Genomic DNA, 26130 nt, shown 5'->3' with positions numbered 1-26130 from the left:
GATACGGCATTACTTACCGGACTTGATCTTGGTCCAGCTACGGGTCATGGCCCGCTGCACCTTGGCCGGAAGATCCGGGAAGGTGTAGATCTTCTTGAGGGTCTCCGCCGTCGGGTAGATACCCGGGTCGGTGCGGATCGCCTCATCCACCAGCGGCGTGGCCGCCTTGTTACCGTTCGGGAACTGAACGGCATTGGTGATCTCGGCAATGATCTCCGGCTTCATCAGGAAGTTGAGGAAGGCGTGGGCCTCCTCCACATTCTTGGCGTCGGCCGGCACGGCCAGCATGTCAAAGAAGCTGCCCGCCCCCTCCTTGGGAATGGTGTAAACGATGTTCACCCCATTGTTCGCCTCGACGGCACGGGACTTGGACTGCTGCAGATCACCGGAGTAACCCACGGCGACACAGAGGTTGCCGTTGGCCAGATCACCGATGTACTTGGAAGAGTGGAAATAGGCGGTATAGGGACGGATGGAGAGGAACAGCTCCTCGGCCTTCTTCAGATCCGCCGGCTTCTCCGAGTTGCTGGGCAGCCCCTGATAGTGCATGGCAGCCGGCAGCATCTCGGTCGGAGAGTCCAGGAAGGAGACGCCGCACTCCTTGAGCTTGGCCATGTTCTCCGGCTTGAAGACCAGATCCCAGGAATCGACCGGGGCCTTGTCCCCCAGCACGGCCTTGACCTTGTCCACGTTGTAGGCGTAACCGATAGTGCCCCACATGTAGGGCAGGGAGTACTGGTTACCCGGATCGCTCGGCTCCAGCGCCTTGAGCAGATCGGTGTCCAGATTCTTCCAGTTGGGCAGCTTGGACTTGTCCAGCTTCTGGAAGACACCGGCCTTGATCTGCTTGGCCAGGAAGGGGTTGGAAGGCACCACCACGTCATAGCCCGACTTGCCCGCCAACAACTTGGCTTCCAGCACCTCGTTACTGTCGAACACGTCGTACACCACCTTGATGCCCGTCTCTTTCTCGAACTTGGCGATGGTGTCCGGGGCGATATAGTCGGACCAGTTGTAAACATGCAGCTTCTTGTCTGCGGCTACCGCATTCGTGGCCAGCATGGCAGAAACCACGCAGGCAGCGAGCACACCCTTCTTAAAAGACATCATCCTTGTCTCCTTCAAGTTTGCATACGGCAACCGGGCCTCAGACTCAGCCGAGCAGGCTATCGGCGGTCAGCTCCAGACTCCGTCTGGCCAGGTTGACCAAGTTATCCACCTCCGTCTCGGTGATGACCAAGGGGGGGGATATGATCATCGTATCCCCTACCGCCCGCATCACCAAGCCATTGTTAAAGCAGAACTCACGGCACGTCAGACCCGCTTTTGACGAGGCCGGGAAGCGACGTTTGTCCTGCTTGTTTTGCACTATCTCGAGCGCCGCCACCATCCCCTTGCCCCGGGTCTCCCCGACGATGGGCAGGTCAGAGAGCTCCGACCAGCGCTGCTGAAGATAGGGGGCGATTCTATCATGCACGCGACTAACTATGCTCTCTTTTTGCATAAGCTTAATGTTAGCGATCGCTACGGCGCAAGCCACCGGATGGCCTGAATAGGTGAATCCATGAGCGAACTCTCCCCCCTTCTCCACCACACGTGCGACCCGATCGCTTACCATCACGGCACCGAGCGGCACATAACCCGAGGTGATCCCCTTGGCCAGGCACATGAAGTCGGGACGGATGCCGAAGGTGTCGCTGCCAAACCAGGCGCCGGTACGGCCGAAACCACAGATCACCTCGTCGGCGATGAGCAGAATGCCGTAGTCATCGCAGATGCGCTGGATCTCTGGCCAGTAGCTCTCGGGAGGGATGATGACGCCACCGGCCCCCTGGATCGGCTCGCCGATGAAGGCGGCGACCTTCTCCGGCCCCACCTCGAGGATCTTCTTCTCGAGCTGTCGGGCCCGCTCCAGACCGAACTCGTGAGGAGTCATGCCACTCCCTTCACCGAAGTGATAGGGCTGATCGATGTGGACGATACCCGGGATCGGCAAGGAGCCCTGTTCGTGCATCCCGCTCATACCACCCAGGCTGGCACCAGCCACGGTGGAACCGTGATAGGCGTTGTGGCGGCTGATGATCACCTGGCGCTCCGGCTTGCCCTGACTGGCCCAGTAGTGGCGCACCATGCGCAGCACAGTGTCGTTGCACTCGGAGCCCGAACCGGTGAAGAAGACCTGGTTCAGGCCGGCCGGGGTCACCTCGGCCAGCAAGCTGGCCAGCTCGATGGCGGGTGGATGGGCGGTCTGGAAGAAGAGGTTGTAGTAGGGAAGCTCGCGCATCTGGCGCTCGGCCGCGTCGATCAGCTCCTCACGACCATAACCCATGTTGACGCACCACAGACCGGCCATGCCGTCGAGGATGCGCTTCCCCTCGGAATCGATCAGGTAGACCCCCTCACCCCGGGTGATGATACGGGATCCCTTCTGGCGCAGCGGCTGGTGATCGGTAAAGGGGTGCAGGTGGTGGCTCGCATCCAGACGCTGCCACTCACGGGTATCGAATTGCATCTTTCGCTCCTTGCGCGGACGGACTGGCCGCCCTCCAGTTGAAGCGGGCCGCCGGGCGGCCCGCCGGGATCAGACGTTGAGCAGCAGGAACTCCCGCTCCCAGGAACTGATGACACCGAAATAGGTCTCGTACTCCTTGCGCTTGACCGCCACGAAGGCCCGCACGAAGCGCTCTCCCAACAGCTCCTTGATGGGCTCGCACTGCTCGAGGTGGCTCAGGGCCTCTTCCAGGGTGCGCGGCAGGCTGTAGGGCAGGTCGTAGGCGCTGTGTTTCATCTCGGGCAGCGGCTCCAGCTTCTCCTGGATGCCGAGGAAGCCGCACGCCAGGGTGGCGGCCAGGGCCAGATAGGGGTTGGCATCGGCCCCGGCGAAGCGGTTCTCGACGCGGCGGGCAGAGGCATCGGAGTGGGGCACCCGCAGACCACAGGTGCGGTTCTCCACCCCCCACTGCACGTTACGCGGCGCGCTCTCGCCGAAGGTGAGGCGACGATAGGAGTTGACGTTGGGGGCCAGCAGGGCGGTCACCGCCGGGGTGTACTTCTGCAGTCCGGCGATGAAGTGCATGAAGAGCTGGGTATGCCCCCCATCCTCGGTGCCAAACAGGTTGCGCCCCTCGCTATCCTCCAGACTCTGGTGGATATGCATGGCCGAACCGGGTTCGTTGCTCATGGGTTTGGCCATAAAGGTGGCGTAGATGCCGTGACGGTGGGCGGCCTCACGCATGGTGCGCTTGAACAGAAACACCTGATCGGCCAGGTCGATGGCATCCCCGTGCAGGAAGTTGATCTCCATCTGGGCGGCACCGGACTCATGGATCAGGGTATCCACCTCCAGCTCCTGGGCCTCGCAGTAGTCGTACATGTCCTCGAAGATGGGGTCGAACTCGTTGACCGCATCGATACTGAACGACTGGCGGGCGGTCTCGGGACGCCCGTTGCGCCCGATGGGCGGCTCCAGCGGGTAGTCGGCATCCTCGTTGCGCTTGACCAGATAGAACTCCAGCTCGGGGGCCACCACCGGTTTCCACCCCTGCTTCTCATAGAAGGAGAGGACCCTACGCAGCACGGAGCGGGGGGCGATATCCACCAGCTGACCGTGAGAGTCGAAGCAGTCGTGGATCACCTGGGCAGTGGGCTCCAGAGCCCAGGGCACGAAGCGAATGGTGTTGGGGTCGGGGTAGAGCAGCATGTCCCGCTCCAGGGGATCGACCATGCTCTCGTCCTCCGGGTAGTCCCCGGTGACGGTCTGGATGAAGATGACCTCGGGCAGTCGCATTCCCCCCTCGCGCAGAAACTTGCTGGCGGGAAGAATCTTGCCCCTGGCGTTACCGGTGAAGTCCGGAATCAGGCACTCCACCTCTGTGATGCGGTTGGCGTCCATCCAACCCTTGATGCGATCCATGTTAACCCCGACTGTGAATCTGCCCCGTCTGGAGCGATGTTACCGAAATGTAACTTGTCACCATCTAAGCCGGTTATAGGATCCACTGTCAAGGGAGGGTGTTTAAAAAAATAAAAAGATTCACCCCAAAAACAGCTTTACGGACGCAAATATTAAACACCTTGACCCAAGGCCGGATCCAGGTGCCATGAGGCCGAAATCGACGCAAAAACTCACTCGGAACCCATCTTTTCCCGAAGAAGTGCACAAAATAGCGACGCCCCCCTTTGCTAGCCGGAAAAGATCTGATAAAAGGCCCGCCCTGATTTCGTGCTCACGCACGAGTTCAGAGCACCGGGAATTGGTCTGGTCACAGACCGCCCCTATCCATACTGATAATTCGGGTTTGAATACACGGGTAGTAACACATGTGTGACTTTATGACTGAAGACCAACTGAGCTTCTACAAGGGCCAAATCGAGGCCCAGATCGTCGAGATCGAGGAGCGTCTCAACTCCCAGGCCAGTCAGGCGATTGCCACCGACACCAACGAGATGGCTGACGAGATCGATCGCGCCAGCGTCGAAGAGGCACGCCGCCTCGAGCTCAACCGCATCGAGCACGACAAACTCCATCTGCGCAAGCTCAAGGCTGCCCTCAAGCGCATCTCCGAAGGGGATTTCGGTTACTGTGAGTCCTGTGGCGACGAGATCGCCATCAAGCGTCTGCAAGCACGCCCCGAGTCGCGCTTCTGCGTCGAGTGTCAGAGCACCAAGGAGTTCAACGACACCCACGTCTATCGCCGCGTCGCCTGACATTTCTGTTAGAATCGGGCCAGTTTCCATACGGAGTCCGATTCGATGAAATGGTTTGGTTGGTTGTGCCTGTACCTTCCTCTGCTGGTACAGGCACAGACCCTCACGGTCCGAGTCCCCCGCCTGCCGGTCAACCAGATGGCCGAACAGTACCAGTTGCCCCTGCTCAGGCTGGCCCTGGAGAAGTCGGGCATTCCCTTCGAGATCACCGAAGTTCCCACCACACTCACCCAGGATTCCATCAGCCGCGAGCTCGAGAAGGGCAAGCAGTTCAACCTCTTCTGGATGGGAACCTCAAGCGATCTGGAGCAGCGCCTCACCCCCATACCGGTTCCCCTGTTTCGAGGGCTGGAAGGGGTGCGGGTCGCCATCATCCACCGCGACGCCCAGGAGACCTTCGCCCGCATCAACAATCTCGATGAGCTAAGGCAGCACAAGGCGGTCCAGGGGGTGGGCTGGGGCGACAACCGGATTCTGGAGGCTGCCGGCATTCCCACCTATGCGGGGCGCTTTCACACCCTGTTCCACCTCATCAATGACCATCAGGAGGTCGACTTCTTTCCAAGGGCTCTGGTCGAAGCCTATTCCGAGCGTCGTGAACTGGCCGAGCAGTACCCCAATCTGATGATCGACACTCACCTGCAAGTGCGTTATCCCTATGCCCAGTTCTTCTTCGTCGGCCACGATGAGACCGAATTGGCCAAGGCCCTGCAGACGGGTCTGGAGCGGCTCTACGCCGATGGTAGTTTTCTGCGCTTCTTTCGGGGTAATCCCCTGGTGCGCGATGCACTGGCCCGGGCCAATCTGGGCCAGCGTGTCACCATCGATCTGGCCAACCCGGACATGACCCCCACTCTCAGGGCCGTTCCTGCCGCCTATTGGGAGTGGCCACAGCCCTGACCAACCGGCTCAAGGAGGAGCCCGATGAAAGACCTGACCACCTGGTTTTCCCTCTATGGAGAGAGCCACCGGCACCCGCTCAACCAGGCGATACACAGGGTGGCGGTGCCCGGCATCTACCTCTGTTCCATTGGCCTGCTGCGAGAGCTGCCCTGGGCGCCGGCCAGGCTGGACTGGGCCCTGCTCATGGCCATCCCGGTCCTGCTCTTCTACCTGTACCTCTCCTTTCGCCTCTTTCTCGGCATGGGATTGCTGACCGCGGCCGGCCTGTGGAGCTGGCAGCAACTGGGGGCAGGAGGCTACGCCTGGCCCCTGGCGCTGCTGCTGTTTGCCCTCTTCTGGGTGGCCCAGTTTATCGGGCACCGGCACGAGGGGCGTCGTCCGGCCTTTCTCACCGACCTGCAGTTCCTGCTGATCGGCCCCCTCTGGGTGCTGGCAGGCCTCTATCGCCGACTGCACATCCCCTACTGACAGGAGGTTTTAATGAAATATCCGCTGCTGTTCACTCTACCCCTGCTGACGGCCTTCGCCCAGGGGGCCGACGCCGATCGGGTCGGCGAGGTGAGCACCGCCTTCAAGCTGTTTGGCCCCAACCACAAGATAGTGATCGAGGCGTTCGACGACCCGCGAATCCAGGGGGTCACCTGCTATCTGGCACGCCCCAAGACCGGCGGCATCAAGGGCGGTCTGGGGCTGGCCGAGGACCCCTCTCACGCCACCCTCTCCTGCCATCAGGTCGGCCCCATCCAGGTGCCGGCCACCCTCAAGGAGGGGGAGGAGGTATTCGACGTCAGCACCTCCCTGGTCTTCAAAGAGCAGAAGGTGGTCCGCTTCTACGACCAGAAGCGTAATGCCCTGGTCTACCTCACCTACAGCACCCGGCTGGTCGATGGATCCTACAAGAGTGCGGTGAGCGCCGTACCCATCATGCCGTGGGGCTAATACCCCTGCCTCGGCACGGGTGATAGGGATCACACTTTGGTGTAAGGTGTGGCCACGCATCCTCGGGAGTCCACACCATGAAAATCGCCCTCTTCAGCAGCAAGAATTACGACAAGGAGTACTTTCAGCAGGCGAACGCCGGCTACGGCTTCGAGCTGGAGTTCTTCGATGTCCGGCTGGAGGCCAAGACCCTGCGGCTGGCCCACGGCTTCCCCGTGGTCTGCCTGTTCGTCAACGACGAGGCCGACCGCACCATACTGACCGAGCTGGCCGAGAATGGCACCCGGGTCATCGCCTTGCGCTGCGCCGGTTACAATAACGTGGATCTGGTGGCCGCCAGGGAGCTGGGGCTCAAGGTGGTGCGGGTACCCGCCTACTCGCCAGAGGCGGTGGCCGAGCACGCGGTGGGGCTGATGATGACCCTCAACCGCCGCATCCATAAGGCCTACCAGCGCACCCGCGACGCCAACTTCTCCCTCGAGGGTCTGGTCGGCTTCAACATGTACGGTCGCACCGCCGGCGTTATCGGCACCGGCAAGATAGGTATCGCCACCCTGCGCATCCTCAAGGGGTTCGGCATGCGCCTGCTGGTAAGCGACCCTTACCCGAACCAGGCAGCCCTGGATCTCGGGGCCGAGTACGTGGACCTCGACACCCTCTATCGCGAGTCCGATGTCATCTCCCTGCACTGCCCCCTGCTTCAGGAGAACTACCACCTGCTCAACGGTGAAGCCTTCGCCAGGATGAAGAACGGGGTGATGATCATCAACACCAGCCGGGGCGGCCTGCTCGACGCCAACGCCGCCATCGAGGCACTCAAGAGCGGTCGCATCGGCGCCCTGGGCCTCGACGTCTACGAGGAGGAAGAAGAGCTCTTCTTCGAGGACAAGTCCAACGAGGTGATCACCGACGACGTGTTCCGCCGCCTGTCAGCCTGCCACAACGTGCTCTTTACCGGTCACCAGGCCTTCCTGACCCGCGAGGCCCTGCACGCCATCGCCGATACCACCCTGGCCAACGTCAAGGCGGTACGCGAGGGACGCGTGAGCGGCAACGAAGTGGAATAACGCAGCCCCTTGAGACGGGCCGACGCTTTGGGTAGGCTCTCCCTTTTTGCCGGGAGAACCTGCCCATGTTTGTCGGATTCGATTATGGCACCTCCAACTGCGCCATCGCCGTGATGGAGCAGGGAGCGCCACGCCTGTTACCCCTGGGCCAGGGTAGCTATCTCCCCTCCACCCTGCACTCACCCCATCGTGATGCCATCCCGGGCCTGCTCGCCGAGCTGCTGCCCGAGACCCGGCGGGCCCGCTATCTGACCCTGCGCGGCCCCCAGGTGCAACGGGCCCAGAGCCTGCGCCGCGAGCTGCGCGAAGAGGGGCTCGACGATGCCCTCGCCATCGGCGAGGCGGCCCTCAGCGCCTATCTGGAGGAGCCGGAAGAGGGGTACTACATCAAGTCCCCCAAGTCCTTCCTCGGTGCCTATGGGCTCAAGCCGCCCCAGATCGCCCTGTTCGAAGACATCGTCTGCGCCATGATGCTGCTGGTGAAGCGGCGTGCCGAGGCGCTCACCGGGGTCCCCATCGACCGGGCGGTGATCGGCCGACCGGTCAACTTCCAGGGGCTGGCCGGGGAAGAGAGCAACCGCCAGGCGATCGCCATCCTGACCGAGGCAGCCAGCCTGGCCGGCTTCGAGCGGGTGGAGTTCCTCTATGAGCCGGTGGCCGCCGGTTTCGAGTTCGAGGCGCGCCTCGATGCGGACTGCACCGTGCTGGTGGTGGACATCGGCGGCGGTACGACCGACTGCTCCATGCTGCGCATGGGACCGAGCTACCGCGCCCGGCTCGATCGCAGCGCCCAGATGCTGGGGCACAGTGGCCAGCGTATCGGCGGCAACGACTTCGACATCCGCCTGACGGTGGAGGGCATCATGCCCCTGCTCGGCATGCATGAACGACTCAAGAGCGGCAAGCCCCTGCCCCACCCCCTGTTCTGGGACGCCGCCGCCATCAACGATGTGGCCGCCCAGAGCCGCTTCTACAGCCTGACCACGGGGCGCGAGCTGCAAGACATGCTGCTCGACTGCCCGAGCGGCAGCCACCTCGCCCGACTCATCCGCCTGCGCGAGCACAAGCTGAGCCATCAGGTGGTGTGGCGTGCCGAGCAGGGCAAGATCGCCCTCTCCAGCCAGGAGAGCGCGCTCCAGCCCCTCGGCGAACTGGAGCGGGAGCTGGTCGTGACCCTGACCCGCGCCCAGCTCGCCGACTCTTCCGCTCCCCTGCTCGGGAAGATCGGTGAGCTGATGGACGAGGCCATCGCCCAGGCCGGTTGCCAACCCGATCGCATCTTCATCACCGGGGGTAGCGCCAAGTCCCCCCTGATCGGCCAGTTCATCCGCACTCGCCTGCCCGGGGTGCCGCTGGAGGGGGGCGACGACCTCGGCTCGGTGGCCTCGGGACTCGCTCGCTACGCCGAGCGTCTGTTCGCCTGAGCGAAGCGACAGGGGCGGTCGGTTGGCCGCCACCGCCCCCTGTCACCCCGTCTCGCCTCACTCTATCCTTGAGCCCTACCAAGGAGCCACAGTGATGAACCGCCCTGCCATGACCCTCGCCAGCCTCTTGCTGCTGACCGCCTGCAGCACCACCTGTCCTACCCAGACCGATCTGATGCACCACCACTGGGTGCTGGAGAGCCTGGATGGCCAAGCCGTTCGTGCCGAGCGCGGGCAGGAGCCGGATCTGGAGATTGGGGAGAATTTCACGGTCAACGGCATCGCCGGCTGCAACCGCTACTTCGGCATGGGCAATCTGGATCGGGGACGTTTCTGGGTCACCAGTCTGGGGAACACCGAGATGGCCTGTACCGTCCCTCTCGATACGGTGGAGCAGGCGGTACTCACCACCCTGCAGGAGGGGGCCAGCCTGACCCTCGAGCCCGAGCAGTTGATCCTGAAGGGAAAGCGGCACACCCTGCACTACCGGCTGGAAGACTGGAAATAAAAAAACCGGCTACGAGAGCCGGTTAAAAGAAACAACAGGTGTTCCACACAGTGCTGAGAGAGCGTGAGCTCTACTGGGTAGCAGGATGGCACCGCCACCTTGAACCCCTTATGAACACAAGGGGCATATTTGCAGGCATCCCCACCGCCCCTGTGGCACAATAAACAGGAGTAAGGACCAGGGAGGCCACCACTGCCATGTCGATGGATCGTCTGTTTGACAAGATTAAGCAGCTCCCCACCATCCCCCAGCTATTGCACGAGCTGATGGAGAGCTTCAACGACGAGAATGCCCGCATCGACGAGATCGCCCGCAAGATCGCGATGGATCAGGTGATCAGCGTCAAGGTGCTGCGCATGGCCAACTCGGCGGCCTTCCGACGGGGGCAGGATGTTACCTCCATCGAGCAGGCGGTGATCCGGCTCGGCTTCAACCGGTTGCGCTCCGTGGTGGTGGCCTCCGGCATCATTGGCAGCTTCAAGGCGCCCCCCAGCTTCGACAAAAACAAGTTCTGGACCGAAACCTTTCAGGTGGCGACCATCGCCAAGACCCTTGCCCAGCAGTGCGGCACGGTCGACCCGGAGACCGCCTTCACCTGCGCCCTGATCCACAACATCGGTGAGCTGCTCATCCAGAGCACACTGCCGGAAGAGGCCGAGCTCATCAGCCTGGCCATGGCCAAGGGGGCAAGCCGGGTCGAGGCCCAGCGGGAGATGCTGGGCTACGACTACGCCCAGCTCGGCGCCGAGCTGGCTCGCCGCTGGAACCTGGCCGATGCCTTCATCACCGCCATTGCCCAGCAACTCGACCCGCTGGAACACGAACCGGTGAGCAAGGAGGCAGTACTGATCCGACTCGCCATGTTTGTCTCGTTTGCCTGGAACGCCGGCGTCCCGGCCCAGGCTATCATTGCCCGCTTCCCCAAACCCCTGGCGACCCACCTCGGCCTGCAGCCGGAGAAACTCGCCAACCAACTGGAATCCCTGCACGAACAGGGCAACGCCCTGGCCGAGATCCTGACCGGATAAAGATGACCCCCTTTCTGTTTCATCCCCAAGCGTCGCCCTGGTTCAGGGCGACCAACGACACATTACTGCTCACCCTCTTTGTCGATCGCGCCGCCAACCTGAATCAGGTGCTGCTGCGCATCGAACCCGACAACGAGGAAGAGCTGCACCCCATGACTCTGGTCGAGGTACGCGATCGCCTGCAGATCTGGCAACTCACCCTGCCCTTGTCCCCTCATCAGGATCAGCACCTCTACTGCTTCAAGGGGTTGACCGATGAAAGCCAATGGTGGTTGCACGGAGGCGGCATCGATCCCGCCATGCCCCCACGCGCCACCCATTTTCGCTACAACGCCCGGCACCAACCACCGGCCTGGGTGCAGGATCAGGTCTTCTACCAGATCTTCCCGGACCGCTTCTGCAACGGAGATCCCAGCCTGAACGTACAGGAGGGAGAGTACGACTACCGCGGTCGTCCGGTACTGAGCAAGGCCTGGGGTGAACCGGTCAGCCTGCCGGGCAGCGGTGACGAGGCGAGCGAGTTCTACGGCGGCGATCTGGCCGGCATCGACCAGAAGCTCCACTACCTGCACTCCCTGGGAGTGACGGCCCTCTACCTCAACCCCATCTTCGCCTCGCCGAGCAACCACAAGTACGACACCCAGGACTACTACCGGATCGATCCCCACTTCGGCAGCAACGAGCAGTTCGCCCAGCTGACCCGCAACCTGCGTCAGCGCGGCATGCGCATCGTGCTCGATGCGGTGGTCAACCACACCTCTACCGAGCACCCCTGGTTTGCTCCCCCCGAGGGTGCACACGGTAACCCGGACTCCCCCTGGCGCAGCTTCTACACCTTCGCTGAAGACGGGGACTACGTGAGCTGGAAGGGGATCCGCAGCCTGCCCAAGCTCGACTTCGCCAGCGAGCGGGTACAGGACGTCATCTACCGGGCCGACGACGCCATAGTGCGCCACTGGATGCGCCCCCCCTACCAGATCGACGGCTGGCGCTTCGACGTCATCCACATGCTGGGAGAGCAGGGCTCGGCCAGCGGTAACCGCCACCATGTGCGGGCCCTGCGCGGTGCAGTCAAACAGGAGAACCCGGACGCCTACGTGCTCGGCGAGCACTTCTTCGAGGCCAGCCAGTGGCTGCAGGGGGATCAGGAGGATGGCGCCATGAACTACTACGGCTTCGCCCACCCGATCCGCGCCTTCCTCGCCGGCAAGGACATCGCCTATCAACCGATCCGGATCAGCGCCGCCGAGCTGGATCGTTGGCTGCGGTTGGCCCGCGCCCACATCCCCTTTGCCAACCAGCTGGCCCAGTTCAACCTGCTCGACAGCCACGATACCGCCCGCTTCCTCGAGCTGCTGGGGGGAGACCGGGAACGGATGGCCCTGGCCGTCACCCTGCTGATGACCTATATCGGTGCCCCTTGCGTCTATTACGGTGACGAGGTGGGGATGCGGGGGGGCAATGATCCGGATTGTCGCCGCTGCTTCCCCTGGGAGAGCACCCGCTGGGATCACGCCCTGCACGATCTCTACCGCCGCCTGATCCGGCTGCGCCGCCAGCGACCGGCCCTGCGTCGGGGCGATCTGCAGACCCTCTATGCCGGGGAGCACACGCTAGCCTATGCCCGCACCCTGGAGCGGGATCAGGTGGTGGTGGCCTGTAACCGCCACCCGGACAATCCGCGCAGCCTCACCCTGCCCCTGTGGCAGACCGGCGCACCGGTCAGCCGCTTCTGTGATGCCCTCACCGGCGAGCGTTTCGAGCTGGTGCAAGGGGAACTGCAACTGACCCTGCCCCCCGGCGGCAGCCGGGTACTTATCGCCACCTGAGCCGGGCCGGTGCTGGCGCCGGCCCTCTCACCTCACTAGAATGGAGCCCCTGCACTCCCCGATGGAAAGACCCATGAAACCGACCCTGGCCGCCGTGCTCATCGTCAAGAACGAGGCCGAAAACCTGAGAGCCTGCTTGGCCACCCTGCAGGGAGTGGTCGACGAGATTGTCATCCTCGACTCCGGCAGCCAGGATGAGACCGCCGCCATCGCCGCCGAGTTTGGCGCCCGCTTCTTCGTTAACAACCAATGGCCCGGGTTTGGTCGCCAGCGTCAGCTGGCCCAGTCTCACGTACAATCCGACTGGGTGCTGTGGCTGGACGCCGACGAGCGCCTCACCCCCGAGCTGGCTCAAAGCATCCGCACCGTGCTGGAGAACCCGCCAGCCGATACCCTCTACACCTTGCCGCGCCTCTCCTGGGTGTTTGGCCGTTTCATCCGCCACAGCGGCTGGTACCCGGATCGGGTGCTGCGTCTCTACCCCAGGGCGCTGACCGGTTACAACGACGCCCTGGTCCACGAAAAGGTAGAAGTGCGCGCCAACATGAAGGTGGTGGACCTCAGCGGCGACCTGCTCCACTACACCTATCGGGATCTCGAACACTATCTGGTGAAATCGGCCGGCTATGGCCGCGCCTGGGCCGACCAGCGTCAGGCCCGCGGCAAGAAGAGCTCCCTCGGCCAGGGGCTGCTGCATGCGATCGGCTGCTTCATGAAGATGTACCTGCTCAAGGCGGGTTTCCTCGACGGACGGCAGGGACTGCTGCTGGCCATCCTCTCGGCTCACTCGACCTTCATCAAGTACGCCGACCTCTGGATCCGCCACCAGCCACAACGCCCCGAATAACCACAAGGCCCCTCACGGGGCCTTGTTCATTCAGGAGGCTTGCCAGAATGGCGGAGCCCACTCGGCGATGGCGGCCGCCACCACCCTGGGCTCGATCTGGCTCATGTCTTCGGGATGGTCGCTATCTTCTGGTGGGCTGAATGCCAGGTGGCGTCCCTCCCCGTTGAGCGGACGCCAGCGCAGGGGCGTGGCCGAACGACGCATGGGGAAGAAGCCGACCGTGGGCACGTCCAGGGCGGCGGCGATATGCAGGGGCCCTGTGCTGCCGGCCATGAAGAGGGCGGCGTTGGCGATCACCTGGCAGAACAGGGGAAGTCCCCCCTCGGAGCGGTAGATCCAGCCATTCCCCCCGTGGGCCAGCAGCTCGGCGGCCAGCTGCTCGGCCATCTTCTCCTCGCCGGGACCGGCGGTGAGGATGCATTGCAGCTCGGGACGAGCCTGGTTCAGCTTGATAATGATACGGGCATACTGCTCGATGGAGAGGTTGTTGGCCGAACCACCGCTGCCGGCATGTACCAGCAGCCAGGGGCGGTTGGCATCGACCCGCAAGCGGGCGGCCACCTGCTCGCGTACCCGTGCCAGCACCTCGCCCGGGAAGCGCAGGAAAGGCGCCACGGGCTCGACCGGCGTCACCCCCTGATCCGCCAGGAAGCGACGTATCAGGTCGAGGTTGTATTCGTACTCGGGCTTCTCGGAGCGGGAACGACGCTGGGTCAGGCGCTGGTTGTAGAGCACCTGGGCCAGCTTGGTGGCCGGTGCCAGCCGATAGGGAATGCCCGCCTTCCACACCAGCATGGCATTGCGGGAGTTGGAGAAGAGGCAGATGGCCGCATCGAAAGCCTGCTCGCGGATGGCGCCGAGCAGCCCCTGCTGTTTCTCCTTGTCGGCCCCCTTGCCCGGATCGATCAACACCTCGTCGATCCAGGGACAGAGCCTGGCCAGCGGCGCCGTATAGGACGGCACCAGGGCGGTCACATGACAGGGCAGTGACTGCTTGAGCATGGCGAAGCTTGGCCATGCCAACATGAAGTCACCGATCTTGTCGTTGCGCACCACCAGAATACGTTTCATCACAACCTCATCCTGTGCCCCGACCACTATGGTGGGGACGATCGTTACCTGTGGTGCGCTATTCTTGCCCGACCGACTGCACTTCTCAAGGTGTGGTCGTATAATGCGCCCTATTTCGATCCCAGGAGAGAACATCATGAGCCATCGGGTCATCTATCCGGGCACCTTCGATCCCATCACCAATGGCCATACGGATCTCATCGGCCGGGCCGCCAGCCTCTTCGACGAGGTGATCGTCGGTGTCGCCGCCAGCCCGAGCAAACGCCCCCTGTTCGAGCTGGACGAACGGGTCGAGCTGGCCCGCGAGGTCACCTCACACCTGCCCAACGTCACCGTGGTGGGTTTCTGTGGCCTGCTGGTGGACTTTGCCAAGGCTCACCAGGCCAATGTGTTGATCCGTGGCCTGCGTGCCGTCTCCGACTTCGAGTATGAGTTTCAGCTGGCCAACATGAATCGCCGCCTGATGCCGGAGCTCGAGAGCGTCTTCCTCACCCCGGCGGAGGAGAACTCCTTTATCTCCTCCACCCTGGTCAAGGAGGTGGCCCTGCACGGGGGCGACATCGGTCAGTTTGTCGACCCCAGAGTCGGCAAGGCGATCGCCGCCAAGCTGGCCCAGCGTCAGCCGAACACCTGATCCAGCCGGCGGGCCAACTCGTCCAGCCAGTCGTAACGACGGCGATACATGGCCCGCTTCTTGGACGCTATCTCCTCGAGGGGTTTACGCTCCAGGGGGGCCAGGGTCACGAAGTTGGCGTCCAGCACCCGGGCGCCAAACTCCCCCCACAGCTCGTCATAGTCCGCCTGCAGGCACTCCTTCTTCTTCTTGCTGTAGCGCTTGGCCTGGAAGATGTGGGCACACTTGCGGATAGCACTCACCCGGCTGGCCCCCACACTCTCTGCCAGCATCAGCACCAGCATCACCACCAACGACTTGGGACGCAGGCCATGGCACTGCTTGGTCAGTAACCGGACCCGCTCCTGGGGAGCCTCGACCGAGGGCTCAGGCCCCTGTACCGAACCGATCACCAGCCCCAGCGAGCCACCACAACGCTCCAGAGAGAAGGCACAGCTGTAGAGACGTTTGCCCTCTCCATCCAGCAGGGAGAGGGAGAGCTCGGCCTCACGGCGGAAGGTGCCGTCGTGACGCAGCACCAGGCGCACTTCGGAGTCAGGGATCCGCCCCACCTCGACCCCTTGCTCCAGATAGAGGGGAACGATGAGTGACGGGAAGCGCTCCAGCATCAGTCGATAGTGCTCCTCCACCATGGCGGCGCGCTGGTGAGCACTGGAGCTGGCGAAACGATAGGGGCGCATCGGCTTGTCGAGCAGCTCGGGATAACGGGTCGGCAGCTCGCACAGGGGCGCCTCGCAGAAGAGGCGATAGACCCGGCTGAGCGGCTTGCGGTAGAGCAGACTACGCAACACAAACTTGGTGCGGTTGAAGGTACAGCGGGCACTCCCCTCGGGATAGAGGTAGCGAGCCATGGCAGAGGCGCGATAGCGCTCCTGCCGGGCCAGGTCGGCCCAACATGCGTGTGAAGTTGTCATTGTTGTTTATCTCGTGTACAGCCTGAACGGACGAGATACTAAGGAAGGAGCGACCACCAGGACAAGCCCCTGCAACACTCTCTTACAAGATGAGAAGGGATCTCAATGCTGGCAGTGGGGGCAGAAGAAGGTGTTGCGCTGCCCCAGGCGCAGGGAATGGATCTCGCTGCCACAGGTGTGGCAGGGCTCCCCGGCACGCCCGTAAACCTGCAGCCGCTGCACGAAGTAGCCCGGCTTGCCATCGGCACTGGTGAAGTCCTTGAGGGTGGTCCCCCCCTGGGCGATGGCCTCGGTCAGCACCCGTTTGATCTCCTCAACCAGTCGCCCCAGCCGCTCCCGGCTGATGTTGCCGGCCGCCCGCTTGGGATGAATACCGGCGGCAAACAGGGCCTCGTTGGCGTAGATGTTGCCGACCCCGACCACCACCTGATTGTCCATCAAAAACTGCTTGATGGCGGTGCTGCGCCCCTTGGCACGCTGGGCCAGATAATCGGCGCTGAAGGCGTCGGTCAGCGGCTCCGGGCCCAGCCTGGCGAGCAGGGCATGTGCCTCGGCGGGGTCCCGGGTCCACAGCAGGGCGCCGAAGCGACGGGGATCGTTGAGGCGTAGCAGCTTGCCGTTGGCAAACTCTATGTCCACGTGATCGTGCTTCCCGGCCGGGGTGCCTATGGGCAGCACCCGCAGGCTGCCCGACATCCCCAGATGCAGGATGGCGGTGCCAAAATCGGTCTCCAGCAACAGGTACTTGGCACGCCGGGCGACCCGGCGAAGGGTGAGCCCGGCCAGCTCCTGGATCTCCCCGGGCACCGGCCAGCGCAGGCGGCCGTCGCGCACCACGATGCGGGTCACTGCGATACCGGTGAGCCAGGGGGCAATCCCCTGCCGACTCACCTCGACTTCGGGCAGTTCTGGCATGTGTTCCCTTACTTGGCAGGGGTGGGAGAGAGCAGGGCCTGATACTGCTCGGCCGTGAGGGCAAGCCAGCGATCCGGCGGCAACAGGGCCCCGTAGCGACCGTTATCCTGGTAGAGGCCAACCTCGACCGGATCGTCGCTGGCCGCCAGCCAGACCCGGATCAGGGTCGGCGCACCACGCAGTGGCTCGGTGGGAGGAAGCAGCCACTGGCTCCACTGGCTCACCAGCCCTCCCAGCGCCGCACTGTCGAGACCAAGGTCGGGCTGGCTGCGCCACCCCTGGCCAATCCGCTCGATCTGCCAGGTGGGCCCCTGCCAGGTGAGCACCACGGCATCGGCCGGCAGCAGGGTACGCTGACGATTCTGGCTGTTGATCTCCTGCATCTGCTCCATGCGATGCAACAGGGTGATGGCGGCCAGGACCCCGACAATGATGACGTTGTTCCAGCCCCGACGGGAGAGTCTGAACATGCTTTCCTCCTGAAAAGGGAGGACAGTGTACTGTGGATCGCGGCCATAAAAAAACCCGGCCTAAGCCGGGTTTTTGGGAGAGCAAGATCAAGTAATTACTTGATTTTGCCTTCCTTGTAGATCACATGCTGGCGAACGACCGGATCAAATTTCTTGATCTCCATCTTTTCGGGCATGGTGCGCTTGTTCTTGGTAGTGGTATAGAAGTGACCAGTACCGGCGCTGGAGTTCAGGCGAATCTTCTCGCGAATACCTTTAGCCATGATTTAGTCCTTATACCTTCTCACCGCGGGCGCGCAGTTCAGCCAGAACGACTTCTACGCCACGCTTGTCGATGATACGCATGCCCTTGGCGGAAACACGCAGGCTTACGAAGCGCTTTTCACTCTCAACCCAAAAACGGTGAGTGTGCAGGTTCGGCAGGAAACGACGCTTGGTAGCGTTGTTAGCGTGCGAACGGTTGTTACCAACAGCCGGACGCTTGCCGGTTACTTGGCATACTCTAGACATGTCAGTCTCTCCAAATCTTACTTCTTGCTCGAGCAAATATTTGCCCCGCTGGCCTTCGATTGCGGGGCAAACAGAAGGCGGCATTTTATACAGCATCTGTGATCAAAGATCAACTAAAACGGGGCCCAGCGCCATGGTTGTCAGAGCCAACCGCGCTCGGCGAAGGAAACCGTGATGCCGTCACCGATCACCAGATGATCCAGGACTCGCACATCGATCAGGGCCAGTGCGGCCAGGATCCGTTCCGTCAACTGGCGATCGGCCCGGCTGGGCTCGGCCACGCCGGACGGGTGATTATGCGCCAGAATCACGGCGGCTGCATTATGTTTGATCGCGATCCGCACAATTTCTCTCGGCCAGACGCTGGCACTGCCCAGGGTTCCCTGAAACAACTCTTCGTCATGGATCACCCTGTGCTGATTATCGAGCAGGAGGATCGCGAAGATCTCCCGCTCACGATCCCTGAGCCTGGCCTGCAGATAGTCGCGGGTCAGCTGGGGGCTGGTGAGGGCCTCCCCCCGCTCCAGCCGCTCGGCCAGATGGCGCCGGGCCATCTCGAGGACCGCCTGCAACTGGACAAACTTGGCCTCACCGAGACCACGGCCACGACAAAAGGCCTGCCGCTCGGCCCCCATCAGGGCGCGCAGGGAGCCAAACTCCCCCAACAGGTTGCGCGCCAGGGTCACCGCGTCCGTCCCGCTCACTCCGGTGCGCAGAAAAATCGCCAGCAGCTCGGCATCCGATAACGCCTGTGCCCCCCTGGCCAGCAGCTTCTCCCGTGGGCGCTCGTCCCGGGGCCAATCTTTGATAGCCATTTGTCACCCTCCCTGTGGGATGAGACAACCTTAGCCCGTCCCCCTCTTCCCTGCTCACCCATGAACTTGACCTTGCCCCCTGTCCCGAACAGAGGGGTGTGATATCTTAGCCGACCAGTGACTGAGACGACCGGAACGAGATCCATGAGATTGGCCGACAAACGCATCCTGCTGGGCATCAGCGGGGGGATCGCCGCCTACAAAAGTGCCGAGCTGGTGCGCCGCCTGAAAGATCAGGGGGCCGAGGTGCGGGTGGTGATGACCCGCTCCGCCAAGGAGTTCATCACCCCCCTGACCCTGCAGGCGGTATCGGGCCATCCGGTGGCCGACAGCTTGCTCGACCCGGCCGCCGAGGCTGGCATGGGCCATATCGAGCTGGCCAAGTGGGCCGATCTGGTCCTGATCGCCCCGGCCAGTGCCAACCTGATGGCCCGTATGGCCGCCGGCATGGCCGACGAACTGCTCACCACCCTCTGCCTGGCCACCCCGGCCACCGTCGCCCTGGCCCCGGCCATGAACCAGCAGATGTATCTCAACCCCGCCACCCAGGCCAACCTCAAGACCCTGGCCAGCCGCGGTATCCTGTTGTGGGGGCCCGACTCGGGCAGCCAGGCATGCGGCGATGTGGGACCGGGTCGCATGCTCGACCCGCTCGAGTTGGTGGAGCGCTGCGTGACCCGGCTGCAGGGAGAACGCCCCCTGGCCGGTTGTCGTCTGCTGCTGACCGCCGGCCCGACCCGGGAAGCCCTCGACCCGGTGCGCTACATCAGCAACCACAGCTCGGGCAAGATGGGATTCGCCCTGGCCCGTGCGGCGGTCGAGCTGGGGGCCGAGGTGACCCTGGTGAGTGGACCTGTGGCCCTGGCCACCCCGGCAGGCGTCACCCGCATCGACGTGGAGAGCGCCGGGCAGATGCATGCGGCCGTGATGGCCCGGGTGGCCGGCAGCGACATCTTTATCGGCTGCGCCGCCGTGGCGGACTACCGGCCGGCCGAGATCCACCCTCAGAAGATCAAGAAAACGGTCGATAAAGAGGAGATGGTGCTGACCCTGGTGAAGAACCCGGACATCATCGCCTCGGTTGGCGCCCTCGAGGATAAACCCTTCACCGTTGGGTTTGCCGCCGAAACCGTGGATGTGGAACAATACGCCCTCGACAAGCTGCAACGGAAGCGGCTCGACATGATCGCCGCCAACGACGTGTCCCGCGCCGGCCAAGGATTCAATGCCGATGACAACGCCCTTACCCTGTTTTGGCAGGGGGGACGCCACGAGTTGCCACTGGCCGACAAGCTGTCGATCGCCCGGCACCTGCTCACCCTGGTGGCGGAACACTATCTGCGCCGCCGCGCCCAAGATAACAAGCACTCATGACGACACAGATTGAACTGAAAATCCTCGATGACCGCATCGGCCGCGAATTTCCGCTGCCCGCCTACGCGACCCCGGGTTCTGCCGGCATGGACCTGCGCGCCCTGCTGGACGAGAGCATCACCCTGGCCCCCGGAGAGACGACGCTCGTCCCCACCGGCCTGGCCATCCATATCCAGGATCCGGGCCTGTGCGCCACCATCTTGCCCCGCTCCGGCCTCGGCCATAAGCACGGCATCGTGCTCGGCAACCTGGTGGGCCTCATCGATTCCGACTATCAAGGCCAGCTGATGGTCTCGGTCTGGAATCGCGGCAAGGAGAGCTTCACCATGCAACCGGGCGAGCGCATCGCCCAGCTGGTGATCCTGCCCGTGGTACAGGCCAGTTTTACCCTGGTCGACGAGTTTGATCAGAGCGAGCGCGGCGAGGGGGGCTTTGGCTCCTCCGGACGCCAGTAACGCCGCCGGCAGACACACCCGGGCAGCGCCAAATAATAAAGACAAGGCATTGTTTTTGTAGGGGATTTTATGGCAAGCAGTCAACTCAAGCAGAGCCGTCGGGAGCAGATCCTGCAGGCTCTCGCCCATATGCTGGAAACCAGTCCTGGGCAGCGCATCACCACGGCCCGCCTGGCCGCCGAGGTCGGGGTATCGGAGGCAGCCCTGTACCGGCACTTCCCCAGCAAGGCGCGCATGTTCGAGGGATTGATCGACTTCATCGAGGACTCCCTGCTCTCCCGGGTGAACCTGATCCTGACCGAGGAGAAGGACACCATGGCGCGCTGCCGCCACATACTGCAACTGCTGCTGGTGTTTGCCGAGCGCAACCCGGGCATCACCCGTATCCTCAACGGCGATGCTCTACTGGGGGAAAACGACCGGCTGCGGGATCGCATCGGCCTGCTGTTCGACAAGCTGGAGACCCAGCTCAAGCAGGTGCTGCGCGAGAAGCGACTGCGCGAGGGGCAGGGATTCCAGCTCGACGAGACCATGCTGGCCAACCTGCTGCTCGCCTACGCCGAGGGACGTATCAGTCAGTTTGTTCGCTCCGAGTTCAAGCTCAAGCCCACCGCCGGCTTTGAGGAGCAGTGGCACTTCATTCGCAGCCAGCTGCTGCAGAGCTGATTGCCAAGGGGGAGACCAGAGGTCTCCCCCTTTTCTTTGTCTGTTTCATATGCGACCGTAGTCGTCGCACCCTTGTGCTCTAATCCACCCCTTTGCCCATCACCATCACGGACAGGAGACCCTATGGAACCCGAGATCCTCAACGAGGCCCAGACCTGGTTGCAGAACAATCAGACCCTGATCATCGAATATGGCGTCAATATCGCGGCCGCCCTGCTTACCCTGCTGCTGGGTTACTTCGCGGCCAACATCATCAGCGGTGGCGTGACCCGGGTGATGAAGGCCCGCCAGCTGGATATCACCATTACCGAATTCGTTGGCAGCATCCTCAAATACGCCATCCTGATATTCGTGGTGATCGCGGCGCTGGGCCGGGTCGGAGTGCAGACCGCCTCCTTCGTGGCCATCATAGGTGCCGCCGGTCTGGCCATCGGCCTGGCACTGCAAGGGTCGCTCTCCAACTTTGCCGCCGGTTTCCTGCTCATCATCTTCCGTCCCATCAAGGCGGGGGAGTTTATCGAGGTCGCCGGCACCAGTGGTGTGGTACAGGCGGTGCAACTCTTCACCACCACCCTTAACTCCGCCGATAACAAGATGGTGGTGGTCCCCAACTCCGCCATCCTCAACGGCACCATAGTGAACTACTCGCGCATGGAGACCCGCCGGGTCGACATGACCTTCGGCATCGGCTATGGCTCCGACCTGCGCAAGGCCAAGCAGATCCTCGAGCGCCTGGTTCATGAAGAGCCGCGCATCCTGAAAGATCCGGCCGTCACCATCGCCGTCGCCGCCCTGGCCGACTCCTCGGTCAATATCGTGGTGCGCCCCTGGGTCAAGACCGCCGACTACTGGGGGGTCTGGTTCGACTTCCACGAGAGGGTGAAGATGGCCTTCGACGCCGAGGGTATCGAGATCCCCTTCCCCCAGCGTGTGGTGCATATGAAGTCTGAATAACACCTCACCATGAAAAAAGAGAGGCCGCCCCACGTGGGGCGGCCTCTTTCATTGCTGCTTGGTTTATTGCTTGAGCAGGTTGGGATCACTCACCTGCACAGCCCCGCCGGCGGTCACGAAGAAGCTGGCAAACTCCTTCTGGATCTCGGCAGTCACAGCCCCGGTGTCATCACCCCCGTCCGGCGCCAGCAGCGAACTGTGGCCCCCGTCGACGAAGCGTGCCACATGGCGGATGGGTCCGGCCTGGGTGCCGGTCAGTGGCTGCAGCCCCAACACCTTGAGCAGAGGCTCGGTGCCGCCCAGGGGAGCGCTCGCGATACTGTTGGGGATCACCTGATCCGGCAGCTTGAGGGCACCATCGCCCACGATCTCGGTGGCAAACAGCTTGAGGTCGCTCTTGATGCCCGCCCCCAGATTGATGGGATCGGCCGAGTCGAGCACCGACTGGGCGGCGAAGCTGTAACTGGCCAGGGTCGAGGTGGCGGCAGCCCGGGTCGCCGCATCCTGTTTCGGCAGGAACTCGTTGACGAAGCAGGCAGGATCCGGTGCCTTCTGGCAGCTCGGGGCATAGGCAGCGAAGCCATTCTTGAGTGCGGCAGAGCTGCTGGTCAATATCCCGTACTGGATGGTCGGCCCGAAGGTCGGTGAGTTGAGCAGCAGGGGGGCTATGCCACCACCGGGCATGGCCAGGCCGCCGGTGTCGAACTTGAACAGAGGATCGACTTGAGGGTTAAGCTCCGCATTCGCCACCGCCAGCAGATTGGTGCCGGTGATGGCCCCCAGGGAGTGACCCAGGAAGTGCACCTTGAGCCCGACACCACCGATCACTCCCTTGCTGTTGGCCAGCCCCACCGCCAGGCGCAGCCCGAGCAGGTCGGCGACGCTCTGTTTGAGGTTGTCGCGGGCCACGGTCAGGTAGCTGAGGTTGAGGTAGGGGGTCGGGTTGCTGCTGGTGGTGACCGTATCCATGCTGCCGCTCAGGGCGTAACCACGCTCACCGTGCAGCGGGTGGTCGATCACCACGATGGCTACATTCTTGGCACTGGGCAGAGCCTGCAGGCCGGTACCGATCTGGCTCAGGGCCAGGGCGTAGGCGTTCTCCTTCACCGAGGTGACGCCATGCTGGTAGATGATCACATCGGTCACGGCACTCAGGGGCGCCGCGGCGAAGATGCGCATCGGCACCGACTGCACCTCACTCAGGGCCGGCAGCGGGTTGAAGCGACCTATGTTGTGCTGGGTATCGATGGGCTTGCCACCCGAGGTGAGGGTCACCCCGATCAACTTGCTCGCCTCGGCCAGCAGTTCGGCCGAGCGGCCGGGATCGGCCAGCAACTCGGCCAGCTCGGCGGGGTTGACACCTGCGCCCACCAGACCGTCAATCACCTCCTTGTCGCCCGCCTTGAGGGCGTTGGCGATGGCGTAGAGGCTGTCGACAGCCCCGTGCCAGGATTGTCCCTTGGCCTTGTCCCAGGAGCCCGCCAGGGCCGGGGTGGAGAGGAAATAGGGGAGTCTGACGGTGCCGCTATAGACCTTGGTCGCTGCCGCCAAACCGGAGAGAGTCGGGTCGGCACCAATCACCTGGGCCAACTGATCACGCGAGGCCTGGGGCAGGAAGGTTTCACCGGCCAGCTTGGTCAGAAACGCCGTACCGCCATCGATCTGGTTGATGGTGTAGGTCCCCGGCAGGCTGGTATTGCCGCTGGCATCCTGCTTCCACAGAGCGGCGGCGTCCAGGGTGGCGGAATTTGCCAGGATGCTGGCTGCCGCACCCTTGACGGCGGTCAGCACATCGGCGCCGGATTGGGTGGCAAACCAGTCGGAGAAGATCACCTTGTCTGAGGTAATGCCGGTCTTCTGCAGGAACAGCCCCTCCTGCAGGGCGATCAGGTTGTGCAGCTTCTGCTCGGTGGCGCTGCTGCCCGCATTGGCTCTCAGGTTGGCGTAGTCATCGCCGGCGCGCAGGGCACTGCCACGGCTGTCCTTGAGGGTGCTGGTGGCCACCGTCATGTAGTAAGAGGAGGGATTGAAGGGCTTGAGCGGTACCAGGGCCAGCTTGCCGCCACTCTCGGCCACGACGAAGTCGGAGCCATAGACGAGTTGCTTCTTGATCCCCTTGGGCGCCATGGTGCTGCTGTCAAAATCCAGCTCGAACAGATAGAGGGGGGCCACCGCAGCGGCAAAATCGGCGCCGGAAGGAGCCGGCACACCCACCCCTTCGACCCCGATGGGGACCAGGGTCACCGGCTGGGTGGTGGACCATCCATCCAGAGTGGAGAGAGCGGATACCGGGTTGGAGAGATCCGTCGTTTCGGTAGAGAACTTGAGGGTCCCGTCACCGTCGCGGGGAGCCAGCACACTGGCACGCAGACCCGTGGAGCCGGTCAGCAGATAATCGAGAGAGGAGGAGGTATCCCCCTTGTTGTCGTCACCACCGCCACAGGCGGTCAGCAGCGCAGTGGCCACCGCAACAAAGATCAGCTTCTTCTTCATATCCATGTCTCATTATTGTGAATGTGTCCTGACGAGGCGGGTACGGCTCCAACCCGCACCCAGGCACATTAACATAAAAGCAACAGCTCAGAAGCTACTGGTCCGTCATCGGATCTCAACTCTTGCTTAAAAATGCGACGCACCCCTCATCGGGAGGAGGCGCAGACTAGCACACCCCGCATTGGCTCCCGCTCCGACCAGGCCCATCAAACAGGCTCGGCAGCTGGGGCCATTAGCGGTAGAATGCTGACCAGCAACAAGGAGACAGCCATGATTGACCCGAAAAAATTGGAAGAGATCGCCAAGCAGATCCATAACGCCATGCCCCCTGGCATGAAGAGCGTTGGGGAAGAGGTAGAGAAGAAGATTCGTCAGGTTCTGCAGGCTCAGCTCGGCAAGCTCGACCTGGTGAGCCGCGAAGAGTTTGACGTGCAAACCAAGGTGTTGCTGCGCACTCGCGAGAAGTTGGCCACGCTGGAAGCCAAGCTGGAACAGCTCGAGCAGCAGCTGGGCCAGAAGGGGGAGTAATTCCCGGGGCAGGCCGTCACAGGTAGAGTTGATGCCAACGCTGCTTGCCCCTCTCCTTGGCCAGGTACATGGCCCGGTCCGCCGCCTCCAGCGCCAGCCTAAAAGGGGGGCGCTCCGCCTCCCAACGGGCGATGCCGATACTCATCCCCAGCGTCAGGCGACTGCCCGGATCGGGCAGATAGTCGCTCACCTGTGCCAGTAATCGCTCGGCCAGCGGACCCGGCGACACCCCCTCCGGCAGACAGACCACAAACTCATCCCCGCCGTAACGCCCGCACGGGGCCGATTCGGGCATGATGTCACGCAGCCAGCCGGCTATCTGTTGCAATACCCGATCACCACAGGCATGCCCCAGACTGTCATTCACCAGCTTGAAGTCATCGAGGTCGATAAAGAGCAGCGCCGCCAGCGACGGCGTCTCACTGAAGGCATGAGCCAACCCCTGGCGGTTGAGCAGATCGGTCAGGGCATCGCGACGGGCCTGGCGAGCCAGACGCTGCTCGTTCTCCTTGCGATGGGTGATATCGATATGAGAGCCGAGGATCCGCAGCGGCTTGCCGTCCCCATCCCACTCCACCACCCGCCCCCGGTCCCACAGCCAGGTCACCCGACCATCGGGAGCCAGGGTGCGGTACTCGGCCTCGTAGAAGGGCGTCTCTCCCGACAGGTGATCGAAGTAGCGGGTGAGGGCCAGCTCACTGTCTTCGGGATGGAGCTTGGCGCGCCACTGGTCGAAGTGAGGTGCCATCTCACCAGCCTTAAAGTGCTGTAGATTGAAGACCTTAAGCTCACCGGTCGGGATCAACCCCTGCCACAGACAGAGGCCGGTACCATCCAGGGCAGCATTGAGGCGCTCCTGCAGGATACGATTTTCCTGCTCCAATTGACGCACTGCCTGACGCAGTTGGCGTAGCTCATCTTCCTCAACCTGGGCCAGGGTCAGCCATTCCGAACCCTCCGTCACCGCCGCCTCCCTGCTCTGAACTCTGCTCCAAGTGAGACACAATAGTGTTGATTATCAATAGAATGCAAGCGGATAACGCATAGGGAGAGAAAGGCATCACAGGGAGAAAAGAAGA

General features: G+C 62.9%; 28 protein-coding genes. 16 read left to right on the top strand and 12 right to left on the bottom strand.

Translation table 11 applies throughout. The features are described 5' to 3' along the window. Positions 1 to 9 precede the first annotated feature (9 nt). The 3 genes from BN1133_RS04315 to BN1133_RS04305 all read right to left on the bottom strand — a co-directional run bounded on the left by BN1133_RS04315 (position 10) and on the right by BN1133_RS04305 (position 3913). On the bottom strand, positions 10 to 1107 hold the full coding sequence (locus BN1133_RS04315; RefSeq protein WP_136614561.1) for a polyamine ABC transporter substrate-binding protein: 1098 nt from the start codon (positions 1105 to 1107) through the stop codon (positions 10 to 12). Between the two features lie 46 nt (positions 1108 to 1153). Continuing rightward, on the bottom strand, positions 1154 to 2512 hold the full coding sequence (locus BN1133_RS04310) for an aspartate aminotransferase family protein (RefSeq protein ID WP_050665319.1): 1359 nt from the start codon (positions 2510 to 2512) through the stop codon (positions 1154 to 1156). Positions 2513 to 2581: 69 nt separating this feature from the next. Continuing rightward, positions 2582 to 3913 carry a glutamine synthetase family protein gene (locus BN1133_RS04305; protein ID WP_050665318.1) on the bottom strand — a complete coding sequence of 444 codons (1332 nt, stop codon included), beginning with the start codon at positions 3911 to 3913 and terminating at the stop codon, positions 2582 to 2584. A 407-nt stretch (positions 3914 to 4320) separates the two neighbouring features. On the opposite strand from BN1133_RS04305, the gene BN1133_RS04300 reads away from it, so the two are divergent. The 10 genes from BN1133_RS04300 to BN1133_RS04255 all read left to right on the top strand — a co-directional run bounded on the left by BN1133_RS04300 (position 4321) and on the right by BN1133_RS04255 (position 13252). Next, entirely contained in the window at positions 4321 to 4707 is a 387-nt protein-coding gene (locus BN1133_RS04300) for a TraR/DksA family transcriptional regulator (protein WP_050665317.1), read from the top strand. A gap of 45 nt (positions 4708 to 4752) precedes the next feature. Next, positions 4753 to 5607, top strand: a complete 855-nt coding sequence (locus BN1133_RS04295) for a hypothetical protein (RefSeq protein ID WP_050665316.1) — start codon at positions 4753 to 4755, stop codon at positions 5605 to 5607. Between the two features lie 24 nt (positions 5608 to 5631). Further along, entirely contained in the window at positions 5632 to 6078 is a 447-nt protein-coding gene (locus BN1133_RS04290; protein ID WP_050665315.1) for an Mpo1 family 2-hydroxy fatty acid dioxygenase, read from the top strand. Positions 6079 to 6090: 12 nt separating this feature from the next. Further along, positions 6091 to 6549: a CreA family protein gene (locus tag BN1133_RS04285; RefSeq protein ID WP_050665314.1), complete on the top strand. Its 459-nt coding sequence runs from the start codon at positions 6091 to 6093 to the stop codon at positions 6547 to 6549. 77 nt (positions 6550 to 6626) lie between these two features. Then, positions 6627 to 7616, top strand: a complete 990-nt coding sequence (locus BN1133_RS04280) for a 2-hydroxyacid dehydrogenase (RefSeq protein ID WP_050665313.1) — start codon at positions 6627 to 6629, stop codon at positions 7614 to 7616. Between the two features lie 65 nt (positions 7617 to 7681). Further along, positions 7682 to 9040, top strand: coding sequence for a molecular chaperone (gene yegD, locus BN1133_RS04275; protein WP_050665312.1), 1359 nt, complete (start codon positions 7682 to 7684; stop codon positions 9038 to 9040). Positions 9041 to 9134: 94 nt separating this feature from the next. Next, complete coding sequence (locus BN1133_RS04270; protein ID WP_050665311.1) at positions 9135 to 9548, top strand: META domain-containing protein; 414 nt, start codon at positions 9135 to 9137, stop codon at positions 9546 to 9548. 197 nt (positions 9549 to 9745) lie between these two features. Beyond that, a complete protein-coding gene (locus BN1133_RS04265) occupies positions 9746 to 10576 on the top strand; it encodes an HDOD domain-containing protein (protein ID WP_050665310.1) in 831 nt (276 codons plus the stop codon). A gap of 2 nt (positions 10577 to 10578) precedes the next feature. Next, positions 10579 to 12405, top strand: a complete 1827-nt coding sequence (gene malZ / locus BN1133_RS04260; RefSeq protein ID WP_050665309.1) for a maltodextrin glucosidase — start codon at positions 10579 to 10581, stop codon at positions 12403 to 12405. Positions 12406 to 12478: 73 nt separating this feature from the next. Beyond that, positions 12479 to 13252 carry a glycosyltransferase family 2 protein gene (locus tag BN1133_RS04255; protein WP_082177894.1) on the top strand — a complete coding sequence of 258 codons (774 nt, stop codon included), beginning with the start codon at positions 12479 to 12481 and terminating at the stop codon, positions 13250 to 13252. Between the two features lie 30 nt (positions 13253 to 13282). Here BN1133_RS04255 and BN1133_RS04250 read toward each other — a convergent pair whose 3' ends face one another. Beyond that, positions 13283 to 14323 (bottom strand): glycosyltransferase family 9 protein, encoded by a 1041-nt coding sequence (locus BN1133_RS04250; protein ID WP_050665307.1) that lies wholly within the window; start codon positions 14321 to 14323, stop codon positions 13283 to 13285. A 136-nt stretch (positions 14324 to 14459) separates the two neighbouring features. On the opposite strand from BN1133_RS04250, the gene coaD reads away from it, so the two are divergent. Further along, the gene (gene coaD / locus BN1133_RS04245; RefSeq protein ID WP_050665306.1) at positions 14460 to 14957 is read left to right on the top strand and encodes a pantetheine-phosphate adenylyltransferase; all 498 of its coding nucleotides are present in this window, start codon (positions 14460 to 14462) and stop codon (positions 14955 to 14957) included. Here coaD and BN1133_RS04240 read toward each other — a convergent pair. The 6 genes from BN1133_RS04240 to radC form a co-directional block, all read right to left on the bottom strand. After that, positions 14942 to 15808, bottom strand: coding sequence for a VirK/YbjX family protein (locus BN1133_RS04240; RefSeq protein ID WP_050665305.1), 867 nt, complete (start codon positions 15806 to 15808; stop codon positions 14942 to 14944). The genes coaD and BN1133_RS04240 overlap by 16 nt on opposite strands. 165 nt (positions 15809 to 15973) lie before the next feature. Further along, complete coding sequence (mutM, locus tag BN1133_RS04235) at positions 15974 to 16786, bottom strand: bifunctional DNA-formamidopyrimidine glycosylase/DNA-(apurinic or apyrimidinic site) lyase (protein WP_050665304.1); 813 nt, start codon at positions 16784 to 16786, stop codon at positions 15974 to 15976. 8 nt (positions 16787 to 16794) lie between these two features. Continuing rightward, positions 16795 to 17256, bottom strand: coding sequence for a hypothetical protein (locus BN1133_RS04230; RefSeq protein WP_050665303.1), 462 nt, complete (start codon positions 17254 to 17256; stop codon positions 16795 to 16797). Between the two features lie 95 nt (positions 17257 to 17351). After that, a complete protein-coding gene (gene rpmG, locus BN1133_RS04225; protein ID WP_005307500.1) occupies positions 17352 to 17519 on the bottom strand; it encodes a 50S ribosomal protein L33 in 168 nt (55 codons plus the stop codon). 10 nt (positions 17520 to 17529) lie between these two features. Further along, complete coding sequence (gene rpmB, locus BN1133_RS19540; RefSeq protein ID WP_005349438.1) at positions 17530 to 17766, bottom strand: 50S ribosomal protein L28; 237 nt, start codon at positions 17764 to 17766, stop codon at positions 17530 to 17532. Positions 17767 to 17906: 140 nt separating this feature from the next. Then, positions 17907 to 18581: a RadC family protein gene (gene radC / locus BN1133_RS04220; protein WP_050665302.1), complete on the bottom strand. Its 675-nt coding sequence runs from the start codon at positions 18579 to 18581 to the stop codon at positions 17907 to 17909. Positions 18582 to 18725: 144 nt separating this feature from the next. Between radC and coaBC the strand changes: the two genes are divergently transcribed. The 4 genes from coaBC (at position 18726) to BN1133_RS04200 (ending at position 22030) form a co-directional block, all read left to right on the top strand. After that, complete coding sequence (gene coaBC / locus BN1133_RS04215; protein WP_050665301.1) at positions 18726 to 19955, top strand: bifunctional phosphopantothenoylcysteine decarboxylase/phosphopantothenate--cysteine ligase CoaBC; 1230 nt, start codon at positions 18726 to 18728, stop codon at positions 19953 to 19955. Beyond that, on the top strand, positions 19952 to 20410 hold the full coding sequence (gene dut / locus BN1133_RS04210) for a dUTP diphosphatase (protein WP_050665300.1): 459 nt from the start codon (positions 19952 to 19954) through the stop codon (positions 20408 to 20410). The genes coaBC and dut overlap by 4 nt, the downstream gene beginning before the upstream one ends. A 69-nt stretch (positions 20411 to 20479) precedes the next feature. Continuing rightward, positions 20480 to 21076 carry a nucleoid occlusion factor SlmA gene (gene slmA / locus BN1133_RS04205; RefSeq protein WP_050665299.1) on the top strand — a complete coding sequence of 199 codons (597 nt, stop codon included), beginning with the start codon at positions 20480 to 20482 and terminating at the stop codon, positions 21074 to 21076. Between the two features lie 123 nt (positions 21077 to 21199). After that, positions 21200 to 22030 carry a mechanosensitive ion channel domain-containing protein gene (locus BN1133_RS04200; protein ID WP_050665298.1) on the top strand — a complete coding sequence of 277 codons (831 nt, stop codon included), beginning with the start codon at positions 21200 to 21202 and terminating at the stop codon, positions 22028 to 22030. Positions 22031 to 22093: 63 nt separating this feature from the next. On the opposite strand, the gene BN1133_RS04195 is transcribed toward BN1133_RS04200, so the two are convergent. Then, positions 22094 to 24523 (bottom strand): VolA/Pla-1 family phospholipase, encoded by a 2430-nt coding sequence (locus tag BN1133_RS04195; RefSeq protein WP_050665297.1) that lies wholly within the window; start codon positions 24521 to 24523, stop codon positions 22094 to 22096. 270 nt (positions 24524 to 24793) lie between these two features. On the opposite strand from BN1133_RS04195, the gene ubiK reads away from it, so the two are divergent. Then, the gene (gene ubiK, locus BN1133_RS04190) at positions 24794 to 25051 is read left to right on the top strand and encodes a ubiquinone biosynthesis accessory factor UbiK (RefSeq protein WP_050665296.1); all 258 of its coding nucleotides are present in this window, start codon (positions 24794 to 24796) and stop codon (positions 25049 to 25051) included. Between the two features lie 16 nt (positions 25052 to 25067). On the opposite strand, the gene BN1133_RS04185 is transcribed toward ubiK, so the two are convergent. Then, entirely contained in the window at positions 25068 to 26015 is a 948-nt protein-coding gene (locus BN1133_RS04185; protein ID WP_224160944.1) for a GGDEF domain-containing protein, read from the bottom strand. Between the last annotated feature and the right edge of the window lie 115 nt (positions 26016 to 26130).

Source organism: Aeromonas schubertii (assembly GCF_000820105.1).
Taxonomy (GTDB): domain Bacteria; phylum Pseudomonadota; class Gammaproteobacteria; order Enterobacterales; family Aeromonadaceae; genus Aeromonas; species Aeromonas schubertii.
This window is presented reverse-complemented; position numbering and strand designations above follow the sequence as displayed.

Bases quoted from the DNA above. Each gene is read 5' to 3' on its own strand.
- dut (WP_050665300.1), top strand. From the start codon at position 19,952: ATGACGACACAGATTGAACTGAAAATCCTCGATGACCGCATCGGCCGC.
- yegD (WP_050665312.1), top strand. From the start codon at position 7,682: ATGTTTGTCGGATTCGATTATGGCACCTCCAACTGCGCCATCGCCGTG.
- BN1133_RS04315 (WP_136614561.1), bottom strand. From the start codon at position 1,107: ATGTCTTTTAAGAAGGGTGTGCTCGCTGCCTGCGTGGTTTCTGCCATG.
- BN1133_RS04280 (WP_050665313.1), top strand. From the start codon at position 6,627: ATGAAAATCGCCCTCTTCAGCAGCAAGAATTACGACAAGGAGTACTTT.
- BN1133_RS04250 (WP_050665307.1), bottom strand. From the start codon at position 14,323: ATGAAACGTATTCTGGTGGTGCGCAACGACAAGATCGGTGACTTCATG.
- BN1133_RS04300 (WP_050665317.1), top strand. From the start codon at position 4,321: ATGTGTGACTTTATGACTGAAGACCAACTGAGCTTCTACAAGGGCCAA.
- coaBC (WP_050665301.1), top strand. From the start codon at position 18,726: ATGAGATTGGCCGACAAACGCATCCTGCTGGGCATCAGCGGGGGGATC.
- BN1133_RS04265 (WP_050665310.1), top strand. From the start codon at position 9,746: ATGTCGATGGATCGTCTGTTTGACAAGATTAAGCAGCTCCCCACCATC.
- rpmG (WP_005307500.1), bottom strand. From the start codon at position 17,519: ATGGCTAAAGGTATTCGCGAGAAGATTCGCCTGAACTCCAGCGCCGGT.
- radC (WP_050665302.1), bottom strand. From the start codon at position 18,581: ATGGCTATCAAAGATTGGCCCCGGGACGAGCGCCCACGGGAGAAGCTG.
- BN1133_RS04310 (WP_050665319.1), bottom strand. From the start codon at position 2,512: ATGCAATTCGATACCCGTGAGTGGCAGCGTCTGGATGCGAGCCACCAC.
- mutM (WP_050665304.1), bottom strand. From the start codon at position 16,786: ATGCCAGAACTGCCCGAAGTCGAGGTGAGTCGGCAGGGGATTGCCCCC.
- BN1133_RS04240 (WP_050665305.1), bottom strand. From the start codon at position 15,808: ATGGCTCGCTACCTCTATCCCGAGGGGAGTGCCCGCTGTACCTTCAAC.
- BN1133_RS04305 (WP_050665318.1), bottom strand. From the start codon at position 3,913: ATGGATCGCATCAAGGGTTGGATGGACGCCAACCGCATCACAGAGGTG.
- BN1133_RS04290 (WP_050665315.1), top strand. From the start codon at position 5,632: ATGAAAGACCTGACCACCTGGTTTTCCCTCTATGGAGAGAGCCACCGG.
- BN1133_RS04200 (WP_050665298.1), top strand. From the start codon at position 21,200: ATGGAACCCGAGATCCTCAACGAGGCCCAGACCTGGTTGCAGAACAAT.
- ubiK (WP_050665296.1), top strand. From the start codon at position 24,794: ATGATTGACCCGAAAAAATTGGAAGAGATCGCCAAGCAGATCCATAAC.
- BN1133_RS04255 (WP_082177894.1), top strand. From the start codon at position 12,479: ATGAAACCGACCCTGGCCGCCGTGCTCATCGTCAAGAACGAGGCCGAA.
- coaD (WP_050665306.1), top strand. From the start codon at position 14,460: ATGAGCCATCGGGTCATCTATCCGGGCACCTTCGATCCCATCACCAAT.
- BN1133_RS04230 (WP_050665303.1), bottom strand. From the start codon at position 17,256: ATGTTCAGACTCTCCCGTCGGGGCTGGAACAACGTCATCATTGTCGGG.
- BN1133_RS04270 (WP_050665311.1), top strand. From the start codon at position 9,135: ATGAACCGCCCTGCCATGACCCTCGCCAGCCTCTTGCTGCTGACCGCC.
- slmA (WP_050665299.1), top strand. From the start codon at position 20,480: ATGGCAAGCAGTCAACTCAAGCAGAGCCGTCGGGAGCAGATCCTGCAG.
- malZ (WP_050665309.1), top strand. From the start codon at position 10,579: ATGACCCCCTTTCTGTTTCATCCCCAAGCGTCGCCCTGGTTCAGGGCG.
- BN1133_RS04285 (WP_050665314.1), top strand. From the start codon at position 6,091: ATGAAATATCCGCTGCTGTTCACTCTACCCCTGCTGACGGCCTTCGCC.
- rpmB (WP_005349438.1), bottom strand. From the start codon at position 17,766: ATGTCTAGAGTATGCCAAGTAACCGGCAAGCGTCCGGCTGTTGGTAAC.
- BN1133_RS04295 (WP_050665316.1), top strand. From the start codon at position 4,753: ATGAAATGGTTTGGTTGGTTGTGCCTGTACCTTCCTCTGCTGGTACAG.
- BN1133_RS04195 (WP_050665297.1), bottom strand. From the start codon at position 24,523: ATGAAGAAGAAGCTGATCTTTGTTGCGGTGGCCACTGCGCTGCTGACC.